At 64.8% G+C, this 23,103-nt stretch carries 24 protein-coding genes; 9 read left to right on the top strand and 15 right to left on the bottom strand.

Features of this window, described 5'->3' with window-relative positions; genetic code table 11:
- Positions 1–107 precede the first annotated feature (107 nt).
- The 3 genes from Q8R61_RS12505 to Q8R61_RS12495 all read right to left on the bottom strand — a co-directional run bounded on the left by Q8R61_RS12505 (position 108) and on the right by Q8R61_RS12495 (position 4,415).
- A complete protein-coding gene (locus Q8R61_RS12505; RefSeq protein ID WP_305537715.1) occupies positions 108–1,328 on the bottom strand; it encodes a multifunctional CCA addition/repair protein in 1,221 nt (406 codons plus the stop codon).
- A 15-nt stretch (positions 1,329–1,343) separates the two neighbouring features.
- On the bottom strand, positions 1,344–2,381 hold the full coding sequence (locus tag Q8R61_RS12500) for a complex I NDUFA9 subunit family protein (protein ID WP_305537713.1): 1,038 nt from the start codon (positions 2,379–2,381) through the stop codon (positions 1,344–1,346).
- Positions 2,382–2,447: 66 nt separating this feature from the next.
- Complete coding sequence (locus Q8R61_RS12495) at positions 2,448–4,415, bottom strand: lytic transglycosylase domain-containing protein (RefSeq protein ID WP_305537711.1); 1,968 nt, start codon at positions 4,413–4,415, stop codon at positions 2,448–2,450.
- Positions 4,416–4,533: 118 nt separating this feature from the next.
- Between Q8R61_RS12495 and Q8R61_RS12490 the strand changes: the two genes are divergently transcribed.
- The gene (locus Q8R61_RS12490; protein ID WP_305537709.1) at positions 4,534–4,725 is read left to right on the top strand and encodes a DUF2892 domain-containing protein; all 192 of its coding nucleotides are present in this window, start codon (positions 4,534–4,536) and stop codon (positions 4,723–4,725) included.
- Between the two features lie 10 nt (positions 4,726–4,735).
- Here Q8R61_RS12490 and ilvA read toward each other — a convergent pair whose 3' ends face one another.
- On the bottom strand, positions 4,736–6,253 hold the full coding sequence (gene ilvA / locus Q8R61_RS12485; RefSeq protein WP_305537707.1) for a threonine ammonia-lyase, biosynthetic: 1,518 nt from the start codon (positions 6,251–6,253) through the stop codon (positions 4,736–4,738).
- 80 nt (positions 6,254–6,333) lie between these two features.
- Here ilvA and rpiA point away from each other — a divergent pair, with 80 nt between their 5' ends.
- Entirely contained in the window at positions 6,334–6,990 is a 657-nt protein-coding gene (rpiA, locus tag Q8R61_RS12480) for a ribose-5-phosphate isomerase RpiA (protein WP_305537705.1), read from the top strand.
- On the opposite strand, the gene Q8R61_RS12475 is transcribed toward rpiA, so the two are convergent.
- The 8 genes from Q8R61_RS12475 to Q8R61_RS12440 form a co-directional block, all read right to left on the bottom strand.
- A complete protein-coding gene (locus Q8R61_RS12475; protein WP_305537703.1) occupies positions 6,991–7,188 on the bottom strand; it encodes a DNA gyrase inhibitor YacG in 198 nt (65 codons plus the stop codon).
- Positions 7,185–7,940: a cell division protein ZapD gene (gene zapD / locus Q8R61_RS12470; RefSeq protein ID WP_305537701.1), complete on the bottom strand. Its 756-nt coding sequence runs from the start codon at positions 7,938–7,940 to the stop codon at positions 7,185–7,187. The genes Q8R61_RS12475 and zapD overlap by 4 nt, the downstream gene beginning before the upstream one ends.
- Positions 7,941–7,992: 52 nt before the next feature.
- Positions 7,993–8,601 carry a dephospho-CoA kinase gene (gene coaE / locus Q8R61_RS12465; RefSeq protein ID WP_305537699.1) on the bottom strand — a complete coding sequence of 203 codons (609 nt, stop codon included), beginning with the start codon at positions 8,599–8,601 and terminating at the stop codon, positions 7,993–7,995.
- A complete protein-coding gene (locus Q8R61_RS12460) occupies positions 8,601–9,452 on the bottom strand; it encodes an A24 family peptidase (protein WP_305537697.1) in 852 nt (283 codons plus the stop codon). The genes coaE and Q8R61_RS12460 overlap by 1 nt, the downstream gene beginning before the upstream one ends.
- Positions 9,452–10,672: a type II secretion system F family protein gene (locus Q8R61_RS12455; RefSeq protein WP_305537695.1), complete on the bottom strand. Its 1,221-nt coding sequence runs from the start codon at positions 10,670–10,672 to the stop codon at positions 9,452–9,454. The genes Q8R61_RS12460 and Q8R61_RS12455 overlap by 1 nt, the downstream gene beginning before the upstream one ends.
- Positions 10,673–10,684: 12 nt before the next feature.
- On the bottom strand, positions 10,685–12,400 hold the full coding sequence (gene pilB, locus Q8R61_RS12450; RefSeq protein WP_305537693.1) for a type IV-A pilus assembly ATPase PilB: 1,716 nt from the start codon (positions 12,398–12,400) through the stop codon (positions 10,685–10,687).
- A 96-nt stretch (positions 12,401–12,496) separates the two neighbouring features.
- Positions 12,497–13,795: an HlyC/CorC family transporter gene (locus Q8R61_RS12445; RefSeq protein ID WP_305537691.1), complete on the bottom strand. Its 1,299-nt coding sequence runs from the start codon at positions 13,793–13,795 to the stop codon at positions 12,497–12,499.
- 48 nt (positions 13,796–13,843) lie between these two features.
- Positions 13,844–14,599, bottom strand: coding sequence for an inner membrane protein YpjD (locus Q8R61_RS12440; protein WP_305537689.1), 756 nt, complete (start codon positions 14,597–14,599; stop codon positions 13,844–13,846).
- Between the two features lie 100 nt (positions 14,600–14,699).
- Here Q8R61_RS12440 and ffh point away from each other — a divergent pair, with 100 nt between their 5' ends.
- From ffh to xerD, 7 genes are all read left to right on the top strand, one after another.
- Positions 14,700–16,043, top strand: a complete 1,344-nt coding sequence (ffh, locus tag Q8R61_RS12435; RefSeq protein ID WP_305537687.1) for a signal recognition particle protein — start codon at positions 14,700–14,702, stop codon at positions 16,041–16,043.
- Between the two features lie 73 nt (positions 16,044–16,116).
- Positions 16,117–16,374: a 30S ribosomal protein S16 gene (rpsP, locus tag Q8R61_RS12430; protein ID WP_305537685.1), complete on the top strand. Its 258-nt coding sequence runs from the start codon at positions 16,117–16,119 to the stop codon at positions 16,372–16,374.
- Positions 16,371–16,877, top strand: a complete 507-nt coding sequence (gene rimM / locus Q8R61_RS12425; RefSeq protein WP_371133620.1) for a ribosome maturation factor RimM — start codon at positions 16,371–16,373, stop codon at positions 16,875–16,877. Before rpsP ends, rimM begins: the two co-directional genes overlap by 4 nt.
- 10 nt (positions 16,878–16,887) lie before the next feature.
- Positions 16,888–17,595 (top strand): tRNA (guanosine(37)-N1)-methyltransferase TrmD, encoded by a 708-nt coding sequence (gene trmD / locus Q8R61_RS12420; RefSeq protein WP_305537683.1) that lies wholly within the window; start codon positions 16,888–16,890, stop codon positions 17,593–17,595.
- A 129-nt stretch (positions 17,596–17,724) separates the two neighbouring features.
- Positions 17,725–18,108: a 50S ribosomal protein L19 gene (rplS, locus tag Q8R61_RS12415; protein WP_305537682.1), complete on the top strand. Its 384-nt coding sequence runs from the start codon at positions 17,725–17,727 to the stop codon at positions 18,106–18,108.
- Between the two features lie 73 nt (positions 18,109–18,181).
- On the top strand, positions 18,182–18,727 hold the full coding sequence (locus Q8R61_RS12410) for a methylated-DNA--[protein]-cysteine S-methyltransferase (protein ID WP_305537680.1): 546 nt from the start codon (positions 18,182–18,184) through the stop codon (positions 18,725–18,727).
- On the top strand, positions 18,711–19,610 hold the full coding sequence (xerD, locus tag Q8R61_RS12405; protein ID WP_305537678.1) for a site-specific tyrosine recombinase XerD: 900 nt from the start codon (positions 18,711–18,713) through the stop codon (positions 19,608–19,610). The genes Q8R61_RS12410 and xerD overlap by 17 nt, the downstream gene beginning before the upstream one ends.
- A 1-nt stretch (position 19,611) precedes the next feature.
- On the opposite strand, the gene Q8R61_RS12400 is transcribed toward xerD, so the two are convergent.
- The 3 genes from Q8R61_RS12400 to Q8R61_RS12390 form a co-directional block, all read right to left on the bottom strand.
- Positions 19,612–20,622: a M14 family metallopeptidase gene (locus Q8R61_RS12400; RefSeq protein WP_305537676.1), complete on the bottom strand. Its 1,011-nt coding sequence runs from the start codon at positions 20,620–20,622 to the stop codon at positions 19,612–19,614.
- Entirely contained in the window at positions 20,622–22,055 is a 1,434-nt protein-coding gene (locus Q8R61_RS12395; RefSeq protein ID WP_305537674.1) for a glutamate--cysteine ligase, read from the bottom strand. The genes Q8R61_RS12400 and Q8R61_RS12395 overlap by 1 nt, the downstream gene beginning before the upstream one ends.
- A 91-nt stretch (positions 22,056–22,146) precedes the next feature.
- On the bottom strand, positions 22,147–23,103 hold the full coding sequence (locus Q8R61_RS12390) for a succinylglutamate desuccinylase/aspartoacylase family protein (RefSeq protein ID WP_305537672.1): 957 nt from the start codon (positions 23,101–23,103) through the stop codon (positions 22,147–22,149).

The raw sequence follows: 23,103 nt of genomic DNA, 5'->3' as shown, positions 1-23,103 counted from the left end.
TCACTCCATTGAACACGTGTTGCAACGCAAGCGCGGGCAATCCGCCTCCGCCATGAGCCCAGTATAGAAGGCGGCCCGGGTGCGGTGTCAGCCCTGGCGCGCGACGATCAAACGCTTAGACGCGTGCGCCACGCCGCAACCGATTCCGTCCGCGCCTGAAAGATCGCGTCCCGGATCCGTGCAGGATCGGCCGTGCGCACCACCTCGGCCGCATCGATGGCCTGCGCCGCATCGAGCGCCTGCCGCAGGTAGCCAGGCGGCGGAAAAGGCCGGGCTTCGTACCCGGGGCGGCCGCGGAAATCGCATTCGCACGCCTGCAAAAATTCCTCGAACCGATCCGGGCGACGAAAGGCATCGACGCGCTCCAGCAGTTCGACGAGCGTAGCGGGCCGCAGTTCCAGCGCGCGGTGAACGTTGCCATGCTCACGCGCCACCGCGACGGCAAGGTCGCGGCAGTCGGCTGGCGCGCGGATGCGATCGCTCAGCGCACGCACCAGTTCGACGCTGCGGGCTTCGTGGCCAATGTGCCGCGGCCACTGTTCAGGCGGCGTGACGCCTTTTCCGAGGTCGTGCGTCAGGGCAGCGAAGCGCACCGGCAAGCTGAAATTCTGTTGTGCCGCCCAGTCCACGACCAGCATGACATGCACGCCGGTATCGACTTCGGGATGGTGCGCGGGCGGCTGCGGCACGCCAAACAGGCGGTCGATCTCGGGAAACAGCCGCGCCAGCGCGCCGCAGTCGCGCAGCGCATGGAACATGCGCGAAGGCTGTGCTTCCATCAGGCCGCGCGCGACTTCCTGCCACACGCGCTCGGGCACCAGCGCGTCGACTTCGCCGTTGTCGACCATCTTCCGCATCAGCGCGTTGGTTTCCGGCGCCACGGAAAAATCGGTGAAACGAGCGGCAAAGCGCGCGATCCGCAAGATGCGTACTGGGTCTTCGGCAAAGGCGTCGCTGACATGGCGAAAGCACCGCGCCGCCAGGTCGCGCTGGCCGCCATAGGGGTCGATCAGCGCGCCGGCCTCGTCCTCGGCAATGGCGTTGATGGTGAGGTCGCGTCGCTGCAAATCCTCTTCCAGCGTGACGTCCGGCGTCGCGTAGACGGTGAAGCCCTTGTAGCCGTGACCGGACTTGCGCTCGGTGCGCGCGAGCGCGTATTCCGCGTGGGTTTGCGGGTGAAGGAAAACGGGGAAATCCTTGCCGACCGGCTGGTAGCCCTGCGCCACCATCTCGTCGGCGGTGGCGCCGACGACGACGTAATCGCGGTCGGCCACCGGCAGGCCCAGCAAGCGGTCACGTACTGCGCCGCCCACGATGTAGGTTTTCATGGCGGCGTGGCAAGCTTAACGGCGGGCGCTCTCGCGATAGCCCTCGTACCGCGCCCGCGGGGTGTCGGCGCGCAGGTATTCGGGGGCGACGGCCTCGAGCGTGGCCGGCTGGAAATCGAACACCGTCGGCCAGCCGCCGGCGCAGACATTATCGGTCGCCATGGCGTAGTAATTGTCGCGCGTCATCAGCTTGCTGCCGGGCTTGAACTCCATCGCCCAGGCCTGGAAATACGACATCCACTTGCCCAGCGGCACGATGCTGCGGCGTTTGCCCGTGACGTCGCCGACGTAGTGCACCAGCTCCTGCAGGGTATACGCCTGGGGACCACATAAATCGTAGCTCTGGCCGTAGGTGGCCGGGGTGTCGAGGCTGTCGGCAAAAGCGCGCGCAACGTCCTCGACATGCACCGGCGCAAAACGCGCACCTGCGCTGGCCAGCGGCAGGATCGGGAAGACCTTCAGCAGCGAGGCGAACATCGACAGGAAGGAATCGCCTCGGCCGAAGATGACCGACGGCCGGAACACGGTGACGTTAAGGCCGTAGCCGTGAATGAATTTGGGGCCATTGAGGTACCAGTTCTCGTGTTCGATGTGGTGGCGTCCCGCCTCGTGCACCAGCGCCTCGCCGATGCCCTTCGAACGCTGGTAGGCCGAGCGCGCATTGGGGTCTGCGCCGAGCGCGCTCATCTGCAGCAGCCGGTCCACGCCGGCCTCGCCCATCGCGTGGATGACCTTGCGCGTCAGTTCGATATGGGTGTTCTGGAAATCGCCGCGCCGCGCGCTCGGCAGATCGACGCGCCCAATGGTGCGTTCGTGCAGGATACCTACCAGGTTGATGACAGCATCCATGCCGCGGAACTGGCGAATGAGCTCCTGCTGGTCATGGACATCGGCTTCGACCACTTCAACTGTGGGCAGCAGGATCAGCTCCCTGGCCATTTCACGGCGGCGCGACAGTACGCGCACCCTGAGGCCGCGTGCGGCAAGCTGGCTGACAAGCTGGGTGCCGACAAAGCCGGACCCGCCGAGGATGCAGATGCGTTCAATCTTCATGGTCGAGATTCGTTACAGAATATAAGGCGTTGCTGATTTTATCCCGGATGCGCCCGAAATTTGCGCTCAGGGCGATTCTTCGGCCGATTCGGCAAGCTGGGTGACGTCTGCCTCCGTGTCCGCGGCCGCCGCAGTCCGGCGCGGCGGGACCGTGCCCAGCCGGTCTTTGAGCAGCACCGAAGGCTGGCCAAAACGCACCGCGTAATACATGGCGTTGCTCATTACTTTTTTGACGTAGTCGCGCGTTTCGGAGAACGGGATCGATTCGATGTAGACCGCAGCCTCCATCGGCCGGGTATCGCGCCAGCGCTGCGCGCGGCCCGGGCCGGCGTTGTAGGCGGCGGTGGCCAGCACCGGCGAGCCGTCCAGCGTGGTCTGCACATGCTTCAGGTAATACGCGCCGAACTGGATGTTCCTGGCCGGATCCTGCATCTCGTTCGGATTGAAGCGCTGGATGCCGAGCCGCTGCGCGATCCAGCGCGCGGTGGCCGGCATGATCTGCATCAGGCCGGCGGCGCCGACGTGGGAGCGGGCAACGTTGATGAAACGGCTTTCCTGCCGTATCAGGCCGAAGATCCAGGCTTCGTCGAGACCGTTCTCGCGGGCGGCGCGTTGCGCCAGTTCACGATAAGGCGCGAGGAAACGCAAATCGAAATCGTGCAGTTCGCGGGTGCGCTCGGCGGTGTTGATGGCGCGGTCATACCACTCCATGCGCCGCGCCAGTTCGGCCGCCGCCAGCAACTGCGGGTCGGAGAAGGTGCGAATCGCCCAGTTCCATTCCAGGTTCGCGTCCTGGCGCAAGCCGAGCTGATACAGCGCCTGCGCGCGCACGATGCCGGGATGGCGCGCAATCTCGGCAATGTCGTCGCCGCCCATCTTGATGTTGAGGACGGGTGCCTGCATCACCGCACCCAGCTCTTCCTGCGCCAGCTGGCCGTAATAGGTATGTTCGCGCGACAAGGCCACGAACAGCGCATTCGCGGCGACGCGCTGGCCACCGGCCAGCAGCGCGCGGCCGCGCCAGTAGCGCCAGGTGGGCTGCTCGCGGCCGGCCTCGCTCATGCCGTCGATTGCGCGCTGCACGGCCAACCAGTCGCCGGCGCGCAATGCGGCGCGCGCCCACCACTCACGCTGGAAATCGCTGATCGTGGCCGGTCCCGCCTGGCCGAATTCGGCCAGCGCGGCAGGCTCGTGCCGGCGCGCTGCCCAGGTGGCGAGACGCACCCGCGCCGTGCCCAGCTCCTCCGCGTTGAACTGCGCGGCACGCGCACGCAGCGCCTGACCGGCCTCCGCAGAACTGCGCCTGGCCAGCTGGTCGAGCGCATAGATCGCGATTTCGCGATCGCCGCGCCGGGCCGGATCCAGGCGGTTTCCGCGCAGCAGCGCCGCCGGGTCGCGAGGGGCCTGGTCGAACAGTGCAGCGGCCGGCCGCTCGGCAGCGGGCAGCGCATTGGCAATGACCCGCGCGACGTTGGGATTGCCCGCCTCCAGCGCCAGCCGCAGCCGGCGCCAGACATCGGCCTCGGCAATCAGTCCTTCTGCCATCAGCTGCTCGAAAAGCGGCGTGCAGGCCGACGGCATGTCGCGCCCGGTAAACCACAATGCGACGGCATCTCGCAGCGAACTGCGGTTGCCCTGCGCAAGGTCGGCGCGATAGGCATAGCACTGGTGTGCGGCATCAGGCTTGGCGAGACGGGCATATTCGGGCAGATACTGCGGCCAGGCCGCGCGCGCACCCAGCGATTTGAGCCAGTCGGCACGCAATGCGTCGGCCATGCGGCTGCCCGGATAGCGCGCCAGGAAATCGGCAATGCGCGCGTCGTCGCTACGGCTGCTCAGCATCAGGCGCCAGTACTCGACATAGGGCGCCAGCACATGATCGGCCGGCACGCGGCGCGCCGCCTGCTCCAGATTGGCGAGCTTGCGTGCGGCAAACGCCTGCTGCGCTGCCATCACGGCATCATCGCCCGGCGCCGCCCACACGACAGGAGCAAACACCCCACCCAACAGAAAAAACAGGACGATTCGGAACATGGTGCGAGGTTAACATGCGCACCGGCGGTCGCGCCCCGGACAAAACCACGCTGGCGTCATGTCCCGCGTTCCGCGGCGCGCTATAGTGAGATTCTGTTCAATTGACCCGGAGTCCACCATGACCGCCAACATCGGCACGATCGACCGCATAATCCGCATCGTTGCAGGCCTGGCCCTGCTTGCCTGGGCCGCATTCTTCGATGGCCCGCTGTGGGCGTGGATCGGCGTGCTGCCGCTGGCCACCGGCTTGCTGCAGGTGTGCCCGGCCTACAGCCTGCTCGGCGTCAACACCTGCGGCATGAAAAAATAGTCCGCCCCAATCAGGCCAGGAACAGCGTGTAGGCCGGATTGCGGGTCTCGTCCCAGTACCGGTAGCCCAGCCCGTCCAGAAACTTCTGGAAGCTGGGCTTTTCCTTTTCCGGCACCTGGATGCCGACCAGAATGCGGCCGTAGTCCGCGCCGTGGTTACGGTAGTGGAACAGACTGATGTTCCAGCCACGGCTCATGCTTTCCAGAAACTGCATCAGCGCGCCGGGGCGCTCGGGGAATTCGAAGCGGTACAGCACTTCGTTGACCGCGTCAGGCGCGCGCCCACCGACCAGGTGGCGGATGTGCAGTTTGGCCATTTCGTTGTCGGTGAGATCAAGGGCTTCGAGGCCGTGGCGCTGCAGCAGCTCGACCACGCGCGCGCCCTCTCCCGCGCCCGGCACCGACAGCCCGACGAACACGCGTGCAATCTTGGGATCCGAGTAGCGGTAGTTGAATTCGGTGATGTTGCGCGCACCCAAGAGGCTGCAAAAGGTCTTGAAGCTGCCCGGCGTTTCGGGAATGGTCACCGCCAGCACCGCTTCCCGCTTTTCGCCCAGTTCGGCGCGCTCGGCGATGTGGCGCAAACGATCGAAATTCATGTTGGCGCCCGAGGCCACCGCCACCAGCGTCTTGCCCTTGAGCTTGTCGCCGGCGATGGCGGCCTTCATGCCGGCGATCGACAGCGCACCGGCCGGCTCCAGGATCGAGCGGGTGTCCTCGAACACATCCTTGATCGCCGCGCAGATGGCATCGTTGTTGACGCGGATGATTTCGTCGACATACAGCTGCGCCAGCCGGAAGGTTTCCTTGCCAACCCTCTTCACCGCCACGCCGTCGGCGAAGATGCCGACGCGCGGCAAGGTGATGCGCTCGCCCTTGCACAGCGAGCGCGCCATCGCATCGGCATCCTCGGGCTCGACGCCGACGATCTTGATGTCCGGCCGCAGCCGCTTGATGTAGGCCGCCATGCCGGCGATCAGGCCGCCGCCGCCGACCGGGATGTAGACCGAGTGGATCGGGCCGGGGTGCTGGCGCAACAGCTCCATCGCCACCGTGCCCTGGCCGGCGATGACATCGGGGTCGTCGTAGGGGTGGACGAAGGTCGCCTTCGCCTCCTTGGCCAGCGTGGTCGCGTGGGCGCAGGCCTCGTCGTAATTGTCGCCATGCAGGATCACCTGGGCGCCGCGCGCGGCCACCGCGTCGACCTTGATTTTCGGCGTGGTCGCCGGCATCACGATGATCGCCGTCACGCCGAGCTTTTGCGCCGCCAGTGCCACGCCCTGGGCGTGGTTGCCTGCTGAGGCCGCCACCACGCCGCGCGCCAGCTGGGCCGTCGTCAACTTCGCCATCTTGTTGTAGGCGCCGCGGCACTTGAAGGAAAACACCGGCTGCAGGTCTTCGCGCTTCAGCAGAATCCGGTTGTTGAGGCGTCGCGACAGGTTGTGGGCCACGTCGAGCGGCGACTCCACCGCCACGTCGTAGACGCGCGAAGTCAGGATGCGTTCGAGGTAATCGTCTGGTTGGCTCATGGCGGCGGCAAGGGCGAGGTTTGATAAAAAGGGGCGATGCCGCTATCTTAGCCGGCTGAATCCAAATCGACGAAAACATCATGACTCAAGACGAAATGAAGCAAGCCGTGGCACGTGCCGCGGTGGAGTATGCCCGCGGCGGCATTATCGGGGTCGGCACCGGCTCGACCGCGAATTATTTCATCGACGCGCTGGCCGAGGTCAAGGGCCGCATCGACGGTGCGGTGGCCAGCTCGGAAGCGACCGCAGCCCGCCTGAAAAGCCACGGCATCCAGGTGCTGGATCTGAACAGCGTGGGCGAACTGGAAATCTATGTCGACGGCGCCGACGAAATCACCGAGCACTTCGCCATGGTTAAAGGCGGCGGCGGCGCGTTGACCCGCGAGAAAATCGTCGCGGCCTGCAGCAAGCAGTTCATCTGCATCGCTGACGAAAGCAAGCGGGTCGGCGTGCTGGGCGCGTTTCCGCTGCCGGTCGAAGTCATTCCGATGGCGCGCTCGTACGTCGCTCGCGAACTGGTGAAACTGGGCGGGCAGCCGCGCCTGAGAGAGGGTTTCACCACCGACAACGGCAACCTCATCCTCGACGTGCACGGCCTGTCCATCGTTGATCCGGTGTCGCTCGAAACCGCAATCAATCATATCGTCGGCGTGGTGACAAACGGCCTGTTCGCGCGGCGCGGCGCAGATGTCCTGCTGCTGGGGACCGCAGCCGGCGTCAAGACGTACACGAAGTAATTATTGCTTCGGCGGGGACTCTTCTTCGGGTTCCTGCTCCTCGGCCGGCACCCGGTATTTTTCGGTGGCCCATTGGCCAAGGTCGATCAGCTTGCAGCGCTCGCTGCAAAACGGCCGCCAGCGGTTTTCCGTCGTCCAGGGCACCGCGGTATTGCAGACCGGGCAGTTGACGAGCGGCGGTGCGGCAGCCGGTTTCACAGCGTGCAGAACGTCAGGTCGAAATCCAGCGGCTCGGCGGTGCAGGTACGCGCTGCGCCCGATCCGGCATGCACGAAGCGGATGTTAAGCATGTATTTGTTGCCGGAAATTTCCGGCACGCACGGCAGTTCGTCGGCCAGGCTGACCCGAATCAGCTGCGGATTGCGCGACTCCAGCATGCGCTGATAGCTGCCATTCTTGGCATGCTGCGATTCAGGATGGCCGCTGTCGCGCAGCAGGCCGAGCACGATGCCGACCGCGGAGCGGATCGAGGAGAATGGCGCCAGCCAGCGCTGCAGCTGGTGCCCCCGAACGTCGGCTGGCTGATGGCGCCAGTAATGATAGGACGGCAGATCGAACTCGCACATGCCGCCCGGGATGGCCGAGCGCTGCTTGACGGTCATCAGCCAGTCATCGTCGCGCAGATGCTGGCCAACTTTTCCCGGCAACTGATACATACCGTGATGCGCCGATTCGATCGCCGCCAGCACCTGTTCCAGCGTGTCGCCCTGCACATGCGGATTGCCGCGCAGCGCGGCCAGCACCGATTTTTGTCGGTCAAGTTCCTGCAGCAGGTCGGATTTGAGGTCGGCGCGCGCCGCCACTTCCGCGATTTCGAACAGGGTCAGCAGGGCCGCGTGATGCGCGTGATGATCGGTCGATGCGGCATAGGCGTCGAATCGATCGAACATGTCTTCCAGCCGCAACAGAGTGCGGATGCGTTCGCTGAGGGGATATTCGTAGTGGATCACGCCGCAACGCGTTGGCTTCAATTGGAGGATTGTCGCTGATCCGCGCGGAAAATCAAGGCGAAGCGGCGGCGGCCTGCATCATGTACTGCGTGTGGAGCGCATGCACGCGGTCGCGCAATCCCTCGGGGGGGCCGGTATTCTCGATCACGTCGTCGGCCGCCGCCAGCCGCACGGCGCGTCCCGCCTGCGCTGCCAGGATGTCCTTCACCTCCGCACGGCTGAGGTCGTTACGCGCCATAACCCGCGTGATCTGCATGTCCTCGGAACAATCGACCACCAGCACGCGGTGGAGGATCTCCGCATAGGCGCCTGTTTCGACCAGCAGGGGAATCACGATGAGCGCATAAGGCGCATGCAGTCCGGCCAGCGCCTGCACCACCGCCTGCCGGATGCGCGGATGCAGGATGGCCTCGAGCATATGCCGCGCCGCGGGATCGGCAAACACGCGACGGCGCAGCTGGGCACGATCCAGGCTGCCATCCTCGCGCATGACCGCATCGCCAAATGCGTCTTGTATGGTGATCAGCACTTCGCTGTCCGGTGCGGTGAGTTCGCGTGCAATGACGTCGGTATCGATCACCGGCACGCCCTGCTCGGCAAATAGGTCAGCCACGGTGGACTTGCCCGAGCCGATGCCGCCGGTGAGGCCGACCGTAAACATCAGAACTGACCGAGATAGGCCTGCGTCAGGTCGGCGCCGAAGAACAGCGCCACCAGCCCGCCGCCCGCCAGGTAGGGGCCGAATGGAATCGGCACGCGCCGGTCATGTTTGACCAGCACGATCATCGCGATACCGATCGTCGCGCCGACCACCGACGACAGCAGCAGGGTGACGGGCAACATCTGCCAGCCGAGCCAGGCTCCGATGGCCGCCAGCAGCTTGAAGTCGCCAAAGCCCATGCCGTCCTTGCCGGTCACCAGCTTGAACACCCAGTACACCGACCACAACACGCCATAGCCGGCGATGGCACCGATGACCGCATCGGGCAGGCTGGCGAAATGGCCATTCAGGTTGAACAGCAGGCCCAGCCACAGCAGCGGCAGCGTGAGACTGTCGGGCAGCAGCGTGGTGTCGAGATCGATGAAGGCCAACGCGATCAGCGTCCACACCAGCAGTAGCGCGCCAAGTGTCTGCACGCTCAGACCCCATTTCCACGCCACCGCTGCGGACAGCAGCGCTGTGAGTAGTTCCACCAACGGGTAGCGCGCGCTGATCGACGTGCCGCAGGTCGAGCAGCGTCCGCGCAGCCACAGCCAGGACAAAATCGGGATGTTTTCCAGCGCGGTAATCTGATGACCGCATTGGGTGCAGGCCGAGCGCGGCACCCACAGGTTGTAGCGCGGGGCATCCGACATCGTCTCGCCGCGCAGATCGGCGCACTGCGCATGCCAGTCTGCTTCCATCATCCTAGGCAAGCGATGAATGACGACATTCAAGAAACTGCCGATCAGCAGCCCGAATAAAAAAACCAGCCCGGTGAAGAGGGCTGGTTCGGCTTGCAGCAGTTCCATCAGACGACCGAACCCATCTTAAAGATCGGCAGGTACATCGCGATGACCATGCCGCCGATCAGCGTGCCCAGCACCACCATGATAAGCGGCTCCATCAGGCTGGACAGCGCTGCCACCGCGTCATCCACTTCGGCCTCGTAGAAGTCGGCGACTTTGCCCAGCATGGAGTCGAGCGAGCCGGACTCCTCGCCGATGGCCGCCATCTGCAGCACCATATTGGGGAAACGCCCGGAATTCTGCATCGCCACCGTCAGCGCGGTGCCGGTCGACACCTCGTTGCGGATTTTATGCGTGGCCTCGACGAACACCTGATTGCCCGAGGCGCCGCCCACCGAGTCAAGTGCCTCGACCAGCGGCACGCCGGCGGCGAACATCGTGGCCAGGGTGCGAGTCCAGCGCGCGATGGTGGCTTTTTCGATCACCGCGCCAAAAATCGGCAACTTGAGCATGACGCGATCCATGAACATCTGTACCTTGCGTGAGCGCTTCCAGGCCTGCAGCAGTGCATAAATGCCGCCGCCGATCACACCGAAGATCGCCCACCACCATTGGACGAAGAAATCCGAAATCGCCATCACCACCAGGGTCGGCCCCGGCAGGTCGGCGCCGAAGCTGCTGAACAGATCCTTGAATGCCGGAATCACGAAAATCATGATGATCGCGGTGATCACAAACGCCACCACGATGATGGAGATCGGATAGAACAGCGCTGCCTTGATCTTGCTCTTGATGGCGAGGATTTTTTCCTTGTATACCGCCAGGCGATCGAGCACGCCTTCCAGAATACCGGCGGCCTCGCCCGCCCCCACCAGGTTGCAGAACAATGCGTCGAAATACAGCGGATGGCGCCCGAAGGACTGGGTGAGGCTGCTGCCTTTTTCGATGTCCGACTTGATTTCCAGCAATAAGCGCTGCATTGAGGGATTGGAATGCCCGCGCGCGACGATTTCGAACGATTGCAGCAAGGGCACGCCGGCTTTCATCATGGTCGCCAGTTGCCGGGTGAACAGGGTGACATCCTTGTCGGTGATTTTCTTGCCGCTACTGAACAGCGCGCTCTGCTTCTTGACCTTGGTGACGGTAATGCCCTGCTTGCGCAGCAGGGAGTTGACCACCGCTTCGCCGCCGGCCTGCATCTGGCCCTTGACCTTCTTGCCGCGCTTGTCCATGCCTTCCCACTGGAAGGTGGCGTCCTTGACTGCCCTTGCCGCTGTTGCCATAAGGAAAATCCTTTATATGTTGGTCACGGCCTCGACCTCTTCCAGCGAGGTCATGCCAGCTTTCACTTTCAACAAACCCGCCTGACGCAGATCGCGCACACCCTCACGCCGCGCCTGATCGGCGATATCGGATTCGTTGCCCCCCTTGAGGATAATGCGGGTCATGGCGTCGGTAATCGGCATCACCTGATAGATGCCCACCCGCCCCTTGTAGCCGGTGCCGCCGCAGATATCGCAGCCCACCGGCTTGTAGGGTTTCCAGCTGCCGTCCAGCTGGTCTTCGCTAAAACCCGCTGCCAGCAGCGCCTCTTGCGGAAGATCGGTCGGCTGTTTGCACGAACACAGACGCCGTGCCAGACGCTGGGCGGTAATCAGGATCACCGACGAGGCGACGTTGAACGGCGCCACCCCCATGTTGAGCAAGCGCGTCAGCGTGCCGGGCGCATCGTTGGTATGCAGCGTGGACATCACCATATGGCCGGTCTGCGCGGCCTTGATCGCGATGTCGGCGGTTTCCAGATCGCGGATTTCGCCGACCATGATGACGTCCGGGTCCTGCCGCAGGAAGGATTTCAGCGCGGCCGAAAAAGTGAGGCCCGCCTTGTCGTTGACGTTGACCTGGTTGACGCCGGGCAGCTGGATTTCCGCCGGGTCTTCCGCGGTCGAGATATTGACGTCGGGCTTGTTGAGGATGTTCAGGCAGGTGTAGAGCGACACCGTCTTGCCGGAACCGGTCGGGCCGGTCACCAGCACCATGCCGTAGGGCCGGTGCACCGCGTTCAGCAGCAGTTCCTTCTGCCACGGCTCGTAGCCCAGCGCTTCGATCCCCAGCTGCGCGCTGGTGGGATCGAGAATACGCATGACGATCTTTTCGCCATACAGGGTGGGCAGGGTGCTGACCCGGAAATCGATGGCGCGGTTCTTCGACAGCACCATTTTCATGCGGCCGTCCTGCGGCACGCGCTTCTCCGAAATGTCCAGCCGCGACAGCACCTTGATGCGCGACGCGACCTTGTCCTTGATCGCCATCGGCGGCTGCGCCACTTCGGACAGCACGCCATCACGCCGATAGCGTATGCGGTAGTACTTCTCGTAAGGTTCGAAATGGATGTCGGAGGCGCCCTGGTTGATGGCGTCCAGCATAATCTTCTGCAGGTAGCGCACCACCGGCGCATCGTCGATTTCGATGCCGCCGGTATCCTGCTGCGCGGCGGCACTTTCCTCGTCGGCAAAATCCAGATTGAGGTCTTCGGCATTCAACACCGCCATCGTGTTGTCGTCTGCCTCGCCGACTTTCTGGATCAGCTTGCCGAGCTTGTCGTCTTCCACCACGATCGGTTCCACCGCCTGGCCGGTCTGGAACTTCACTTCGTCCAGTGCCTGCAGATGGGTGGGGTCGGACGTCGCCACGTAGAGCTTGTTGCCGCGCTGATACAAGGCGATCACGCGGCGCTTTTGCACCAGCTTCGGGTCGAGCACGCCCTGCGGCAGGCTTTCTGCGTCCATGGCCCCCAGGTCCAGATAGGGGAACCCGAACGAGGTGGCTGCGAATTCCGCAACCTGGTCGGCCTTGAAGCGTTTGCCCTTGACCAGTTCCGTCACGAACGACTCGCCCGACTGGGCCGCGCGCTGCCCCACGCCTTCGGCATCCGCTTCGGACAGCCAGCCATGGTTGACCATGGCACGCGCCAGTCCGGTTAACGTCGTGTTATGTGTCACAGCAGCCATAAATTCGGTCCAGGCAACTCCACTTGGATGAGGGTTTACACATCGCCGGCTGCAACCGGCGTAGGGGAATCACAGGCCTTAACGGCGATATTTCGACTAAATTGAGGCGTTTTCAGGTGCCGCCGCCTGCTCTGCCGGCAGATAGATGCGCGCCATCCGGACTGCGCGGTCCTGCGTCTGCACGATTTCCACCGGCACATCGCCCAGTTTGAGGCTCACGCCGGCCTCGGGAATGTCTTCGAACTGCTCCAGCAGCAGGCCGTTCAGCGTCTTCGGTCCGTCCAGTGGCAGCGACAGGCCCAGCTTGCGGTTCAGGTGGCGCAGCAGCACGCTGCCCTCGGCCAGCCAGCTACCGTCCTCATCGCGCCGTAGATAGCCGGTGTCGGACGGTGCCTGGGTGGTGAATTCGCCAACCATTTCTTCCAGCAGGTCTTCGAGCGTCACCAGGCCCTGCAGCTCGCCGTACTCGTCGACCACCAGCGCCAGCCGCCGCCGGCTGCTCTGGAAATTGCGCAACTGGGTGAACAGCGGCGTGCCCGCCGGGACGAAATAGGGTGTTTCCAGGTTTTCCTTCAGCGTGTCGGGGTCGAGCTCCTCGCCCGTCAATGCATGCAGCACGCGGCGCACATGCAACACGCCGAGCAGAGTGTCTACCGAGCCCTGCTGCACCACCAGCCGGGTGTGGTGACTGGTCGAAATCTGCTGGCGCAGCCGCTCGGGGTCGTCCTCGATATCGATCGCCTCGATCTGGCTGCGCGGCGTCATCACGTCGTCAACGCTGATGTCTTCAAGTTCCAGCAACTTCACTAGAATCCGGTGATGTTCGCGGGGAAACACGCCGGACGATTCCAGCACGATGGTGCGCAACTCCTCCAGCCCCAGACGACTGCCATGCCCAGGCTCAGGTGGCTTGATCCGCAATAATCGCAGGATGCCCTGAACGAACAGATTGACGAACCAGATCACCGGATACGCCAGTTTGAGCATCGGCGTCAGCACATACGCCGCCGGGTAGGCGATGCGCTCGGGATAGGATGCCCCGAGCACCTTGGGCGTGACCTCGCTGAACACCAGAATCAGAAAGGTCAGTAGCAGGGTCGCCAGCGACAGTGCGAGATCGGAATCGCCGAACAGGCGGATCGAAATGATCGTCGCCAGCGTCGCCGCCGCGATGTTGACCAGGTTGTTGCCGAGCAAAATCACGCCCAGCAGCTTGTCGGTCCGGTTCAGCAGCGACTGCGTCAGCATCGCGCCGCGATGGCCCGTTTCCGCAGCATGGCGCAGCCGGTAGCGGTTGATCGCCATCATGGCGGTTTCGGACGCCGAAAAGCAGGCCGACAGAAACAGCAGGCCCGCGAGCAGGCCGAATAGGGTATTGATAGACAGGTTTTCCAAGGGCTATTCCTGAAAGGGGCGACTCAATCGAGTCGGCAGGCGGACACGTCAGCGTCCCAGCAGCACTTCGAGCACGAACTGGGTGCCCAGATAGGCCAGCAGCAGCAAGGTAAAACCGGTAATCGTCCAGACCAGCGCGGTGCGTCCGCGCCAGCCGCGAAAGTGCCGCCCCACCAGCAGGCCGCCGAACACCAGCCAGGACAGGATGGCCAGCACGACCTTGTGGGTGAACTGCAGCGGCGTGCCGAACACGACATCGGAGAAAAACACCCCGCTGAACACCGCCAGCGTCAGCAGCGCAAAGCCGACGCCAATGGTCCTGAACAACATGGCCTCCAGCGTCAGCAACGGCGGCGCGCCGCCGCCCAGTTGGCCGCCGCGGTGCAGTTGCCGCTCCAGCAGCGTCATCATCACCGCGTGCAGTGCTGCCACCGCCAGCAGGCCGTAGGCGAGAAACGACACCACCAGGTGCGTGCGCAAGGCCAGGACTTGTGAATTGGGAATCGCGTGGGTCTCGGTGAAAAGCGCCATGGTCAGCACCGACACCGCCGCCAGCCCGCTGACCCAGGACTGCAGGCGCGCCAGCGGCGCACCGTGGCTAGACAGCCAGTAGGTCAGCGCGGTCAGCCACAGGATCGTCGACAGCGAACTGCCGAAACCCAGCCGGATATCCCCCTGCCCTAGCACCGACTGATAGATCAGCACCCCGTGCGCCAGCAGCGCCACAGGCAGCAGGACACGCACCGACACGGCCGTCGGCATGCGCTGCAGGCGCCAGGCCACCCACCCATAGAGCGCGCTCACACACAAAGTAACCAGCAATAGCGGAGACATTCGTTAAAATGCAAATCAGAATTCAGCGAGCCTCATTATCCATGCCGTCCCCAGCGGCAACAAGGAAGCCATGTTAGATAATCTCAGCGGACGCCTCGCCGGCGTCGTCAAAAACTTGCGCGGCCAGGCGCGCATCACCGAAGCCAACGTGCAGGACACGCTGCGCCAGGTGCGTCTGGCGCTGCTCGAAGCCGACGTCGCGCTACCGGTGGTCAAGGACTTCATCGAAGCCGTCAAAGCGCGTGCGCTGGGTCAGGAAGTGCTCACCAGTCTGTCGCCGGGCCAGGCGCTGATCGGCATCGTCCACGAAGAACTCACCCGCCTGATGGGCGGCGAAAACGCCGACCTCAATCTCGCCGCCACCCCGCCCGCGACGATCCTGATGGCCGGCCTGCAGGGCTCGGGCAAGACCACCACCAGCGGCAAGCTCGCGCTGTTGCTGAAAAACCGCAAGAAAAAAGTCCGGCTCGCGTCGGCCGACGGCTACCGGCCCGCCGCCATCGACCAGTTGCGGCAACTCGCCACCCAGCTCGACGTCAGCTTTTTCGAGGCGGGCGACGAGCGCGATCCGCTGAACATCGCACGGGCCGCGCAGGACCATGCGCGCAAGCAGTTCTACGACGTGCTGATCGTCGACACCGCGGGCCGCCTGGCGATTGACGAGGCGATGATGAACGAGATCAAGGCGCTGCACGCCGCGGTCCAGCCCATCGAAACGCTGTTCGTGGTCGACGCCATGCAGGGCCAGGACGCGATCAACGTGGCCCGCGCCTTCAACGAGGCGCTGCCGCTCACCGGCATCGTGCTGACCAAGCTTGACGGCGATGCCCGCGGCGGTGCGGCGCTGTCGGTGCGCCACATCACCGGCAAGCCGCTCAAGTTCATCGGTGTCGGCGAAAAACCCACCGGGCTGGAGGCCTTCCATCCCGAACGCATGGCGCAGCGCATCCTCGGCATGGGCGACGTGCTCTCGCTGATCGAGCAGGCGCAGGGTTCGGTCGACCTGGCCGAAGCCAAGAAACTGGCCGACAAGGTCAAGAAAGGCAAGGACTTCGACCTCGAGGACTTCAAGGCGCAAATCCAGCAGATGAAGAAAATGGGCGGCCTCTCGGCGCTGATGGACAAGCTCCCCGGCGCCGGCCAGATGGCCATGCCGGCGGGTGCCGACGACAAGGCGGTCAACCGGCTGGAAGGCATCATCAACAGCATGACCCCGCTGGAGCGCCGCAAGCCCGAGATCATCAAGGCCAGCCGCAAGCGCCGCATCGCCGCCGGCGCCGGGGTGCAGGTGCAGGAAATCAACAAGCTCCTGAAGCAGTTCGAGCAGGCGCAGAAGATGATGAAAATGATGGGCAAGGGCGGCCTGTCCAAGATGATGCGCGGCATGAAAGGCATGCTGCCGGGGATGCGCTGACCCGAACCGCTGGCAAACGGGGCAATTATGGGTATAATTCCCGGTTTTCTCCGTTTACCCGGTGGGTTAAATCATGGTCGTTATTCGTCTTTCGCGCGGCGGCGCCAAAAACCGCCCCTTCTACAACGTGGTGGTGGCCGATTCGCGCTGCCGCCGTGATGGCCGCTTCATCGAGCGCGTCGGTTTCTACAATCCGGTGGCATCCGAAGGTTCCGAAGCCCTGCGCCTGGATCAGGAGCGCATCGGCTACTGGGTGAGCAACGGCGCGCAGCTGTCCGACACCGTCGCCCGCCTGGTCAAGAAGAACCCGCCCGCTGCCGCTGCTGTGTGAGTCAGTCTGACGACTGGGTGGTGATGGGGCGCATCGCCGCCCCGTTCGGCATCAAGGGCTGGGTCAAGGTCCAGCCTTTCAGCGAAGACCCGGGCACGCTGCTGGATTTCGAATCCTGGCGCGTTGGACGGGGCGAGCAGCACACGCACTACAGCGTCGAAGACGCTCAGGAGCACAGCAAGGCCCTGGTCGCCAAACTGGCCGGCATCGACGACCGCGACGCGGCCTATGCGTTGCGCGGACAGGAAGTTTCGGTGGCGAAAAGCGCCTTGCCGCCGCCGCAGGACAACGAGTACTACTGGTCGGACCTGATCGGCCTCAGGGTCGTCAACCGCGAAGGGGTCGAGCTGGGCACGGTCGACAGCCTGATGGAAAGCGGCACGAACGACTTGCTGGTGGTCAAAGGCGCGCGCGAGCACCTGATTCCGTTCATCGCGCCCTTCGTCGGCCAGGTGGATCTGGCAGGTGGAACGATCGAGGTGGACTGGGGCGAAGATTTTTAAGGGAGGGCGTGTGCGGTTCGATGCGATCACGCTGTTCCCCGAGATGTTCGATGCCGTACTGGATTACGGCATCAGCCGGCGGGCGCTGGATCGCGGACTGTACCGGTTCAAGTCGTGGAATCCGCGCGATTTCACCGACGATCCGCATCGCACGGTGGACGACCGGCCCTACGGCGGCGGTCCCGGCATGTTGATGCTGGCCGAGCCGCTGGATCGCGCGCTGAACGCGGTGCAGCAGGATCTGGCAAGCGAAAACCTGACGCCCTGGGTGGTGCATTTTTCCCCCCGCGGCCGCCCGCTGACGCAGCAGCGGGTGATGGAACTGAAGCAAATGTCCGCGCTAGTGCTGCTGTGTGGACGCTACGAAGGGATCGACGAGCGGCTGTTGCAACGCCGCGTCGACGAGGAAATCTCGCTCGGCGACTTCGTGCTGTCGGGCGGTGAACTGCCGGCGCTGGCGCTGATGGATGCGCTCATCCGGCAGCTTCCGGGGGCGCTGAACGACGCCGAATCGGCGGTGCAGGACTCGTTCAGCCACGGGCTGCTCGACTGCCCGCACTACACCCGGCCCGAAGTCTGGCAGGGCATGGCGGTGCCGGAGGTGTTGAAAGGCGGCAACCATGCGGCGATTGCCAAATGGCGGCACGAAGAAAGTGTGCGGCTGACTGCCGCACTGCGGCCCGACCTGCTGGATCAGGCGCGGCAACAAAAGGATTGACCGGCTTGCCTTGTCAGGCAAGTTGGAATTGAGCGGCGCTGGGGTTCAAACCAACCCCGGGGCCAATATGAAACGGCGTGACGTCCACCCTTTTGGGTATACCTCTCCCGCCAGAAGCAAGGAAACATCATGAACATCATCGAGCAACTCGAACAGGAAGAAATCGCCCGCCTGGGCAAAACCCTCCCCGACTTCGCCCCCGGCGACACCATCGTCGTCCAGGTGAAAGTGAAGGAAGGCAACCGCGAGCGTCTGCAGGCCTACGAAGGCGTCGTCATCGCCAAGCGCAACCGCGGCCTCAACTCCGCTTTCACCGTGCGCAAGATCTCGGCCGGCGAAGGCGTCGAGCGTACCTTCCAGACCTACTCGCCGCTGGTCGCCAGCGTCGAAGTCAAGCGACGCGGCGACGTCCGCCGCGCCAAGCTGTACTACCTGCGCGAGCGCTCCGGCAAGTCTGCACGCATCAAGGAAAAACTGCCGGCCCGCAAGGCCAAGGCAGCGGCTGCCGAATAAGCAGTCTTCCTGCCCGCAAAAACGCCCGCTTCATGCGGGCGTTTTTGTTTCTGGCGGGCGCTAAAATGCCGTCATGACGACCTACGATGCCATCCTGGACGCCCCGCCCTGCCGCCTCGGCGCGATCTTCACCGGCGACGCGCTGACCCGGCTGGACTTCCTGCCTGCCGACACCCCGGTATCGCACCGACCGGATGGGCGGGCACGCCAGCTGGCGCGCGAACTCGAGGCCTATTGGCACAACCCCGCCCACCCCTTCGACCTGCTTTTTGTGCCCCAGGGCACACCGTTCCAGCTGCGGGTGTGGCGCGCACTGATGGCAATTCCGGCCGGACGGCCGACCACCTATGGCGCGCTGGCAAAACAGCTCGGCACCGCGGCGCGCGCGGTAGGCCAGGCGTGCGGCGCAAATCCCCTGCCGGTCCTGATTCCCTGCCATCGGGTGGTGGGTGCAAGCAGCCTGGGGGGGTTCATGCATGCCTCCAGCGGCGCGCCGCTGGACGTGAAAACCTGGCTGCTGGCGCATGAAGGGGCGGCCTCATGCTTGCCGCCCGCCCCCTCACCCCAACCCTCTCCCGCAAGCGGGAGAGGCAGCAAACGTCATGCCCAAACCGATTAACGCGCTGATTGACCGGTTCTGCGACCACCTGTGGCTGGAAGACGGGCTGGCGGACCTGACGCTGGCGGCGTACCGGCGCGACCTGACGACCTTTGGCGCCTGGCTGGAACAGGAACGCCAGCACGGCCTTGACGCCACCGTGGCGGGTGACATCGAGGCCTACCTCGCGTGGCGCTTCAGCCAGCACACGCAGCCGCGCAGCGCGGCGCGCTACACGTCGGCGCTGAAGCGCTTTTACCGCTATCTGCTGCGCGAAAACCTGATCGCCACCGATCCCACGCTGAATCTGGACAGCCCCAAGCTGCCGCGCGCTCTGCCGAAGACGCTGACCGAGGCCGACGTCGAGCGCCTGCTCGACAGCGCAGACGTCAACACCCCGCTGGGCCTGCGTGACCGCGCGATGCTGGAAATGCTGTACGCCACCGGTTTGCGGGTGTCCGAACTGGTGGGGTTGAAGCTGACCGCGGTGAATCTCAACGACGGCGTGCTGCGGGTGACCGGCAAGGGCAACAAGGACCGGCTGGTGCCGCTGGGCGAGGAAGCGGTGCAGTGGGTCAAGCGCTATCTGGCTAACGCCCGCCCGCTGCTGATGGAAAAGAACCTGTCGGATGCGGTGTTCGTAACCGCGCGCGGCGGCGGCATGACGCGGCAGGGCTTCTGGTACCTGATCAGGCGCCGCGCGCAGGCTGCCGGCATCACCCGCCCGCTGTCGCCGCACACGCTGCGCCACGCCTTTGCCACCCATCTGCTCAACCATGGCGCCGACCTGCGCGTGGTGCAGATGCTGCTCGGCCACAGCGACATTTCCACCACCCAGATCTACACCCACGTGGCGCGCGAGCGGATGAAGCAGCTGCACGCGCAGCATCACCCGCGGGGCTGAGTCAGGCCGGCATCCCAATCCGTTCCATCAGGTAGCACAGGCAGTCCTGGCGGATCACCCGTTCGTCGCGCGTCAGCATGGCCGGCATCAGCGATTTCGCGAGGGTGATCCCGCCCCCGCGGTATTCGAACAGGCGGTCGCCGATGTCCTCGCCGCGTTCATTCAGCGCCTGCAGCCGGGCGGCGCTGCCCTGCCGGATCCGGCCCCAGACATCGCGGTGCGTCAGTTCGCGAAAATTGAAATGGTCCAGCGCGGGCGCAAAGTCGATGTCGGCATCGGGCACGTCGAAGCCGAAGCTGACCGTGTCCGGCAGCTTGACCGTGGCCACGGTGTGAAACAGATCGATGTCGTGCGGCGCCACCGGGTGGACCGGAAACTCGGACAGGTGCAGGCAGGCTTCCATGAAGGCGGCGGCATGTTCGACGCTGCCCGGGGTGCCGGGCTTGCCACATTCCAGCGTGACCGACGGGCACAACTCGGCAAACGCGCCCGACTGCACGCCGAGCGGCCGGATGAAGTAGACGACGATGCGCGAAAACAGCGTGGCGAGATGCAGGAAATGCGGCTCCAGCCGGTTGACGCAGGCGTAATGCGGATTCAGCCCGGTGTTGTTGTGAATGTCGAGGCTGGCGAACACGCCGCGCGTGCGCATCGCGTCGACCACCTGCCGCATCATCGCTGCTTCGGGCGAATCCGTCTCCTCGCTACCGGGCCACACCCGGTTGTAGTCGGGCTGGCCGTCGAGCCGGCGCACGCCCGAGCGGGCCGCGGCGACATTGCCGATGTAGAGCGACAGCGCGCGCGGCAGCTCGGCCCCGGCAAATTTCTGCAGCACCGACTGCGCTGCCAGCCAGCCGGTGTCCTCGTTGCCGTGCAACAGCACCGACACGAACAGCGGCGGGCTACGCCGGCCGGGCAGGTGGATCAGCGCCGGCCCCGGCAACACCTCGCCCAGTCTCGATGCTGGCAACTCCAGCAGGCCGGGAGGCACGGCGTCATAGTGCGTCAGCATTACAGGTTCCACTGGTGCACCGGCGCGCCGGAGCGCTGATTGTCGAGGTAATCGTCCATCATGCGGTGCAGCTTGCCTCCCACTTGCGCCAACCGTTGCAGCTGCCAGGTCGACCCGGTCTGGCCACTGCGCACGCGCGCTTCGACGACGCCCAGATAATGCTCGATCTCGGCCTCCGGCAGGCCGAAATCGCCCAGCCCCCGGCGCGCCAGCGGCAGTCCAGTCTCGAGCAGCCAGCCACGCACGGGGGTACGCCGGCCATCCAGCCCGATCATCTCGGCCTGCAGCCCATGGCGGGCCGCCGCATAAAAGTTGGCGCGCGCATCGGCAAACGACAGCTCGGATTCGGCGGCCTGCGGCTGCCGCGCCAGCGCGTGCACCAGGCCGAAATACAGCGCCGCATTGGCCACCATGTCGAGTACCGTGGGGCCGCTCGGCAGCACCCGCTGTTCCAGCCGGATATGGGCCTGTCCGGCGGCGTCGAAGCCGATCAGCGGACGCACCCAGCGCCAGATCGCACCGTTATGCAGGCGCAGATGCGGGAAGCGCGCCGGCGATTCGGTCTGCGGCATCGGCAACAGCACCGGGTAATGCTCGAGGTTTTCCTCGAACAGTTCGAGCGGGCTGTGCGCCACATAGTCGCGCCCGAAGGTCACGCGCCGCACGGTCGGTTCGGCCAGGCCATTGTAGCCGCCCAGTTCCACCGACTGCTCGAACAGCGGCACGCGCGTTTCCTGCCAAAGGCGCTGGCCGAACAGCAGCGGTGAATTGACCGCTGCCGCCAGCAGCGGCGCGCAACTGATCAGCGCGGCGTTGTAGTAGCGGCCCGCGCGCTCGAACGGCACCTGCAGATGCAGCTGGAACGACGTGGTGGCCGCTTCCAGCATGACGTCGGGCCGGCTCAGATGGAGTTGATCCGCGCCTTCGATGTCGATGCGGATCGGGGCGCCGTCGCGCTGCTGCAGCACCTGCGCGTTCAGCACATCGAAACGGTTCATCGCCGACATGTTGGCGAGGCACAGGTCCTCGTCGCGGATGGTCGGCAGAATGCCGATCATCGCCAGCACCGTATCCATGCCGTGCGCGACCTGCTGGCAGTTGTCCCAGGTACGCAGCAGGGATTCCTCCATCGCGGCCAGCACGCCCGCGCCCATATCCAGCGGCGGCGCATTCAGTTCGACGTTGAAGCGCGACAGCTCGGGCACCACCATGGGATCGTTCAACGCCCGCAGGTAGGCCTCGTTGACCGAGCTGGGCCGGCCGGCGTGGTCGAGCAGCCAGGCTTCGAGTTCGAACCCGGCGACATAGCGCGTATCGGTGAAGCCGCCGGTTCGGGCAAAGGACCGCAGCGCGGCCGTTTCCTCCGTCAGCCGGGCGGCAAACTGGTCGATGTCGGCTTCGGAGAAGCGGGTGCGGTTGATTTCCTGTCCCATGCGCGCGTTCGGATTTCACTCCACTGACAATGAATCGGCTTTGAACATCCCGTCTGACGGTTGCTTCATCTGGCCGCGAGCGCGTCCGCCCTCACACCCGCGTGCTGCGGCGGGCAAGGTAAAACCATTCCTGCCCCGGCAGCGCGTTGGGATTGGGAAACACGATGTGGCCATCGCGGTCCGCCTGTACCGGCGTGCCGTCGTGGCGCGTGCCGATCACTTCGCCTGCCCGCACCGGATCGAAGCTGGACCACGGCCGCGCAAAGGCATCGTCTGCGTGAGCGCGGTCGACGACCTGATACAGGCGCAGTGCCTCGGTGTGGTCGACCGGCGCCGGCGCGGCTTCGGCGCTCAGGTGCAAATGCGCCAGAGCATGGTGAATCGCGCGATACGCCACCTCGGGTGCAGCCGGGTCGTCATGCTGGCCGCATTCCAGCGTCAGCGCGATGCCGCCGTGCGCGCGCATGTATTCGGTGGTGCCCACGCCGTAATGCACGTCGGCCTCGCGCGACGACGCACCCGCGGCGAGGCGGCGCGCCACGCCGGCCGCATAGGTGTCGAGCCAGCCGTCGACGAAGCGATGCACACCGAGCACGAGCGCCAGCGCGGTTTCCTCGGCGGCGCGTGCAAACGGCTCCAGCGTGCCGCGGTTGTTCTCCGGCCCCAGCATGACAAAGGGATCGCCTGCGGTATGAAAGGAGTGCAGGTCGAGCAGTGCATCGTGCTGCGCCAGCAAGGGGCACAGCCAATTGGCGATGCGGTCCTCGAACTCGGCCGGGGTGTCGGTCGGCACCAGATTGCGGTTGAGGTTGCGGTCGCCCATGCGCTGGTGACGCGCGTAGGCCAAAGGATTGGTGACCGGAATGAAGGTGACGTGGCCCGCGGCGATACGCAGCTGGCCGGACTCGATCTCGCCGATCACGCGGCGGATCGCCCGGGTACCGCAGGTTTCGTTGCCATGCACCGCGCCGAGCACGATCAGACGCGCGCCCGGCGCCAGGCCGGTGAACGACACCGATTGAAAATGCAGCGAATCCGCTTCACTCAT

This window comes from Thiobacillus sp. (assembly GCF_030696885.1).
GTDB lineage: Bacteria > Pseudomonadota > Gammaproteobacteria > Burkholderiales > Thiobacillaceae > Thiobacillus.
Note: the sequence above shows the minus strand (reverse complement) of the source record. Positions and strands in the feature narration are given on the sequence as shown.

Excerpts from the sequence above, each read along its gene's own strand:
- Q8R61_RS12505 (WP_305537715.1), bottom strand. The coding sequence starts at position 1,328 with ATGAAAACCTACATCGTGGGCGGCGCAGTACGTGACCGCTTGCTGGGC.
- Q8R61_RS12500 (WP_305537713.1), bottom strand. The coding sequence starts at position 2,381 with ATGAAGATTGAACGCATCTGCATCCTCGGCGGGTCCGGCTTTGTCGGC.
- Q8R61_RS12495 (WP_305537711.1), bottom strand. The coding sequence starts at position 4,415 with ATGTTCCGAATCGTCCTGTTTTTTCTGTTGGGTGGGGTGTTTGCTCCT.
- Q8R61_RS12490 (WP_305537709.1), top strand. The coding sequence starts at position 4,534 with ATGACCGCCAACATCGGCACGATCGACCGCATAATCCGCATCGTTGCA.
- ilvA (WP_305537707.1), bottom strand. The coding sequence starts at position 6,253 with ATGAGCCAACCAGACGATTACCTCGAACGCATCCTGACTTCGCGCGTC.
- rpiA (WP_305537705.1), top strand. The coding sequence starts at position 6,334 with ATGACTCAAGACGAAATGAAGCAAGCCGTGGCACGTGCCGCGGTGGAG.
- coaE (WP_305537699.1), bottom strand. The coding sequence starts at position 8,601 with ATGTTTACGGTCGGCCTCACCGGCGGCATCGGCTCGGGCAAGTCCACC.
- Q8R61_RS12460 (WP_305537697.1), bottom strand. The coding sequence starts at position 9,452 with ATGGAACTGCTGCAAGCCGAACCAGCCCTCTTCACCGGGCTGGTTTTT.
- Q8R61_RS12455 (WP_305537695.1), bottom strand. The coding sequence starts at position 10,672 with ATGGCAACAGCGGCAAGGGCAGTCAAGGACGCCACCTTCCAGTGGGAA.
- pilB (WP_305537693.1), bottom strand. The coding sequence starts at position 12,400 with ATGGCTGCTGTGACACATAACACGACGTTAACCGGACTGGCGCGTGCC.
- ffh (WP_305537687.1), top strand. The coding sequence starts at position 14,700 with ATGTTAGATAATCTCAGCGGACGCCTCGCCGGCGTCGTCAAAAACTTG.
- rpsP (WP_305537685.1), top strand. The coding sequence starts at position 16,117 with ATGGTCGTTATTCGTCTTTCGCGCGGCGGCGCCAAAAACCGCCCCTTC.
- rplS (WP_305537682.1), top strand. The coding sequence starts at position 17,725 with ATGAACATCATCGAGCAACTCGAACAGGAAGAAATCGCCCGCCTGGGC.
- Q8R61_RS12410 (WP_305537680.1), top strand. The coding sequence starts at position 18,182 with ATGACGACCTACGATGCCATCCTGGACGCCCCGCCCTGCCGCCTCGGC.
- xerD (WP_305537678.1), top strand. The coding sequence starts at position 18,711 with ATGCCCAAACCGATTAACGCGCTGATTGACCGGTTCTGCGACCACCTG.
- Q8R61_RS12400 (WP_305537676.1), bottom strand. The coding sequence starts at position 20,622 with ATGCTGACGCACTATGACGCCGTGCCTCCCGGCCTGCTGGAGTTGCCA.
- Q8R61_RS12395 (WP_305537674.1), bottom strand. The coding sequence starts at position 22,055 with ATGGGACAGGAAATCAACCGCACCCGCTTCTCCGAAGCCGACATCGAC.
- Q8R61_RS12390 (WP_305537672.1), bottom strand. The coding sequence starts at position 23,103 with ATGAGTGAAGCGGATTCGCTGCATTTTCAATCGGTGTCGTTCACCGGC.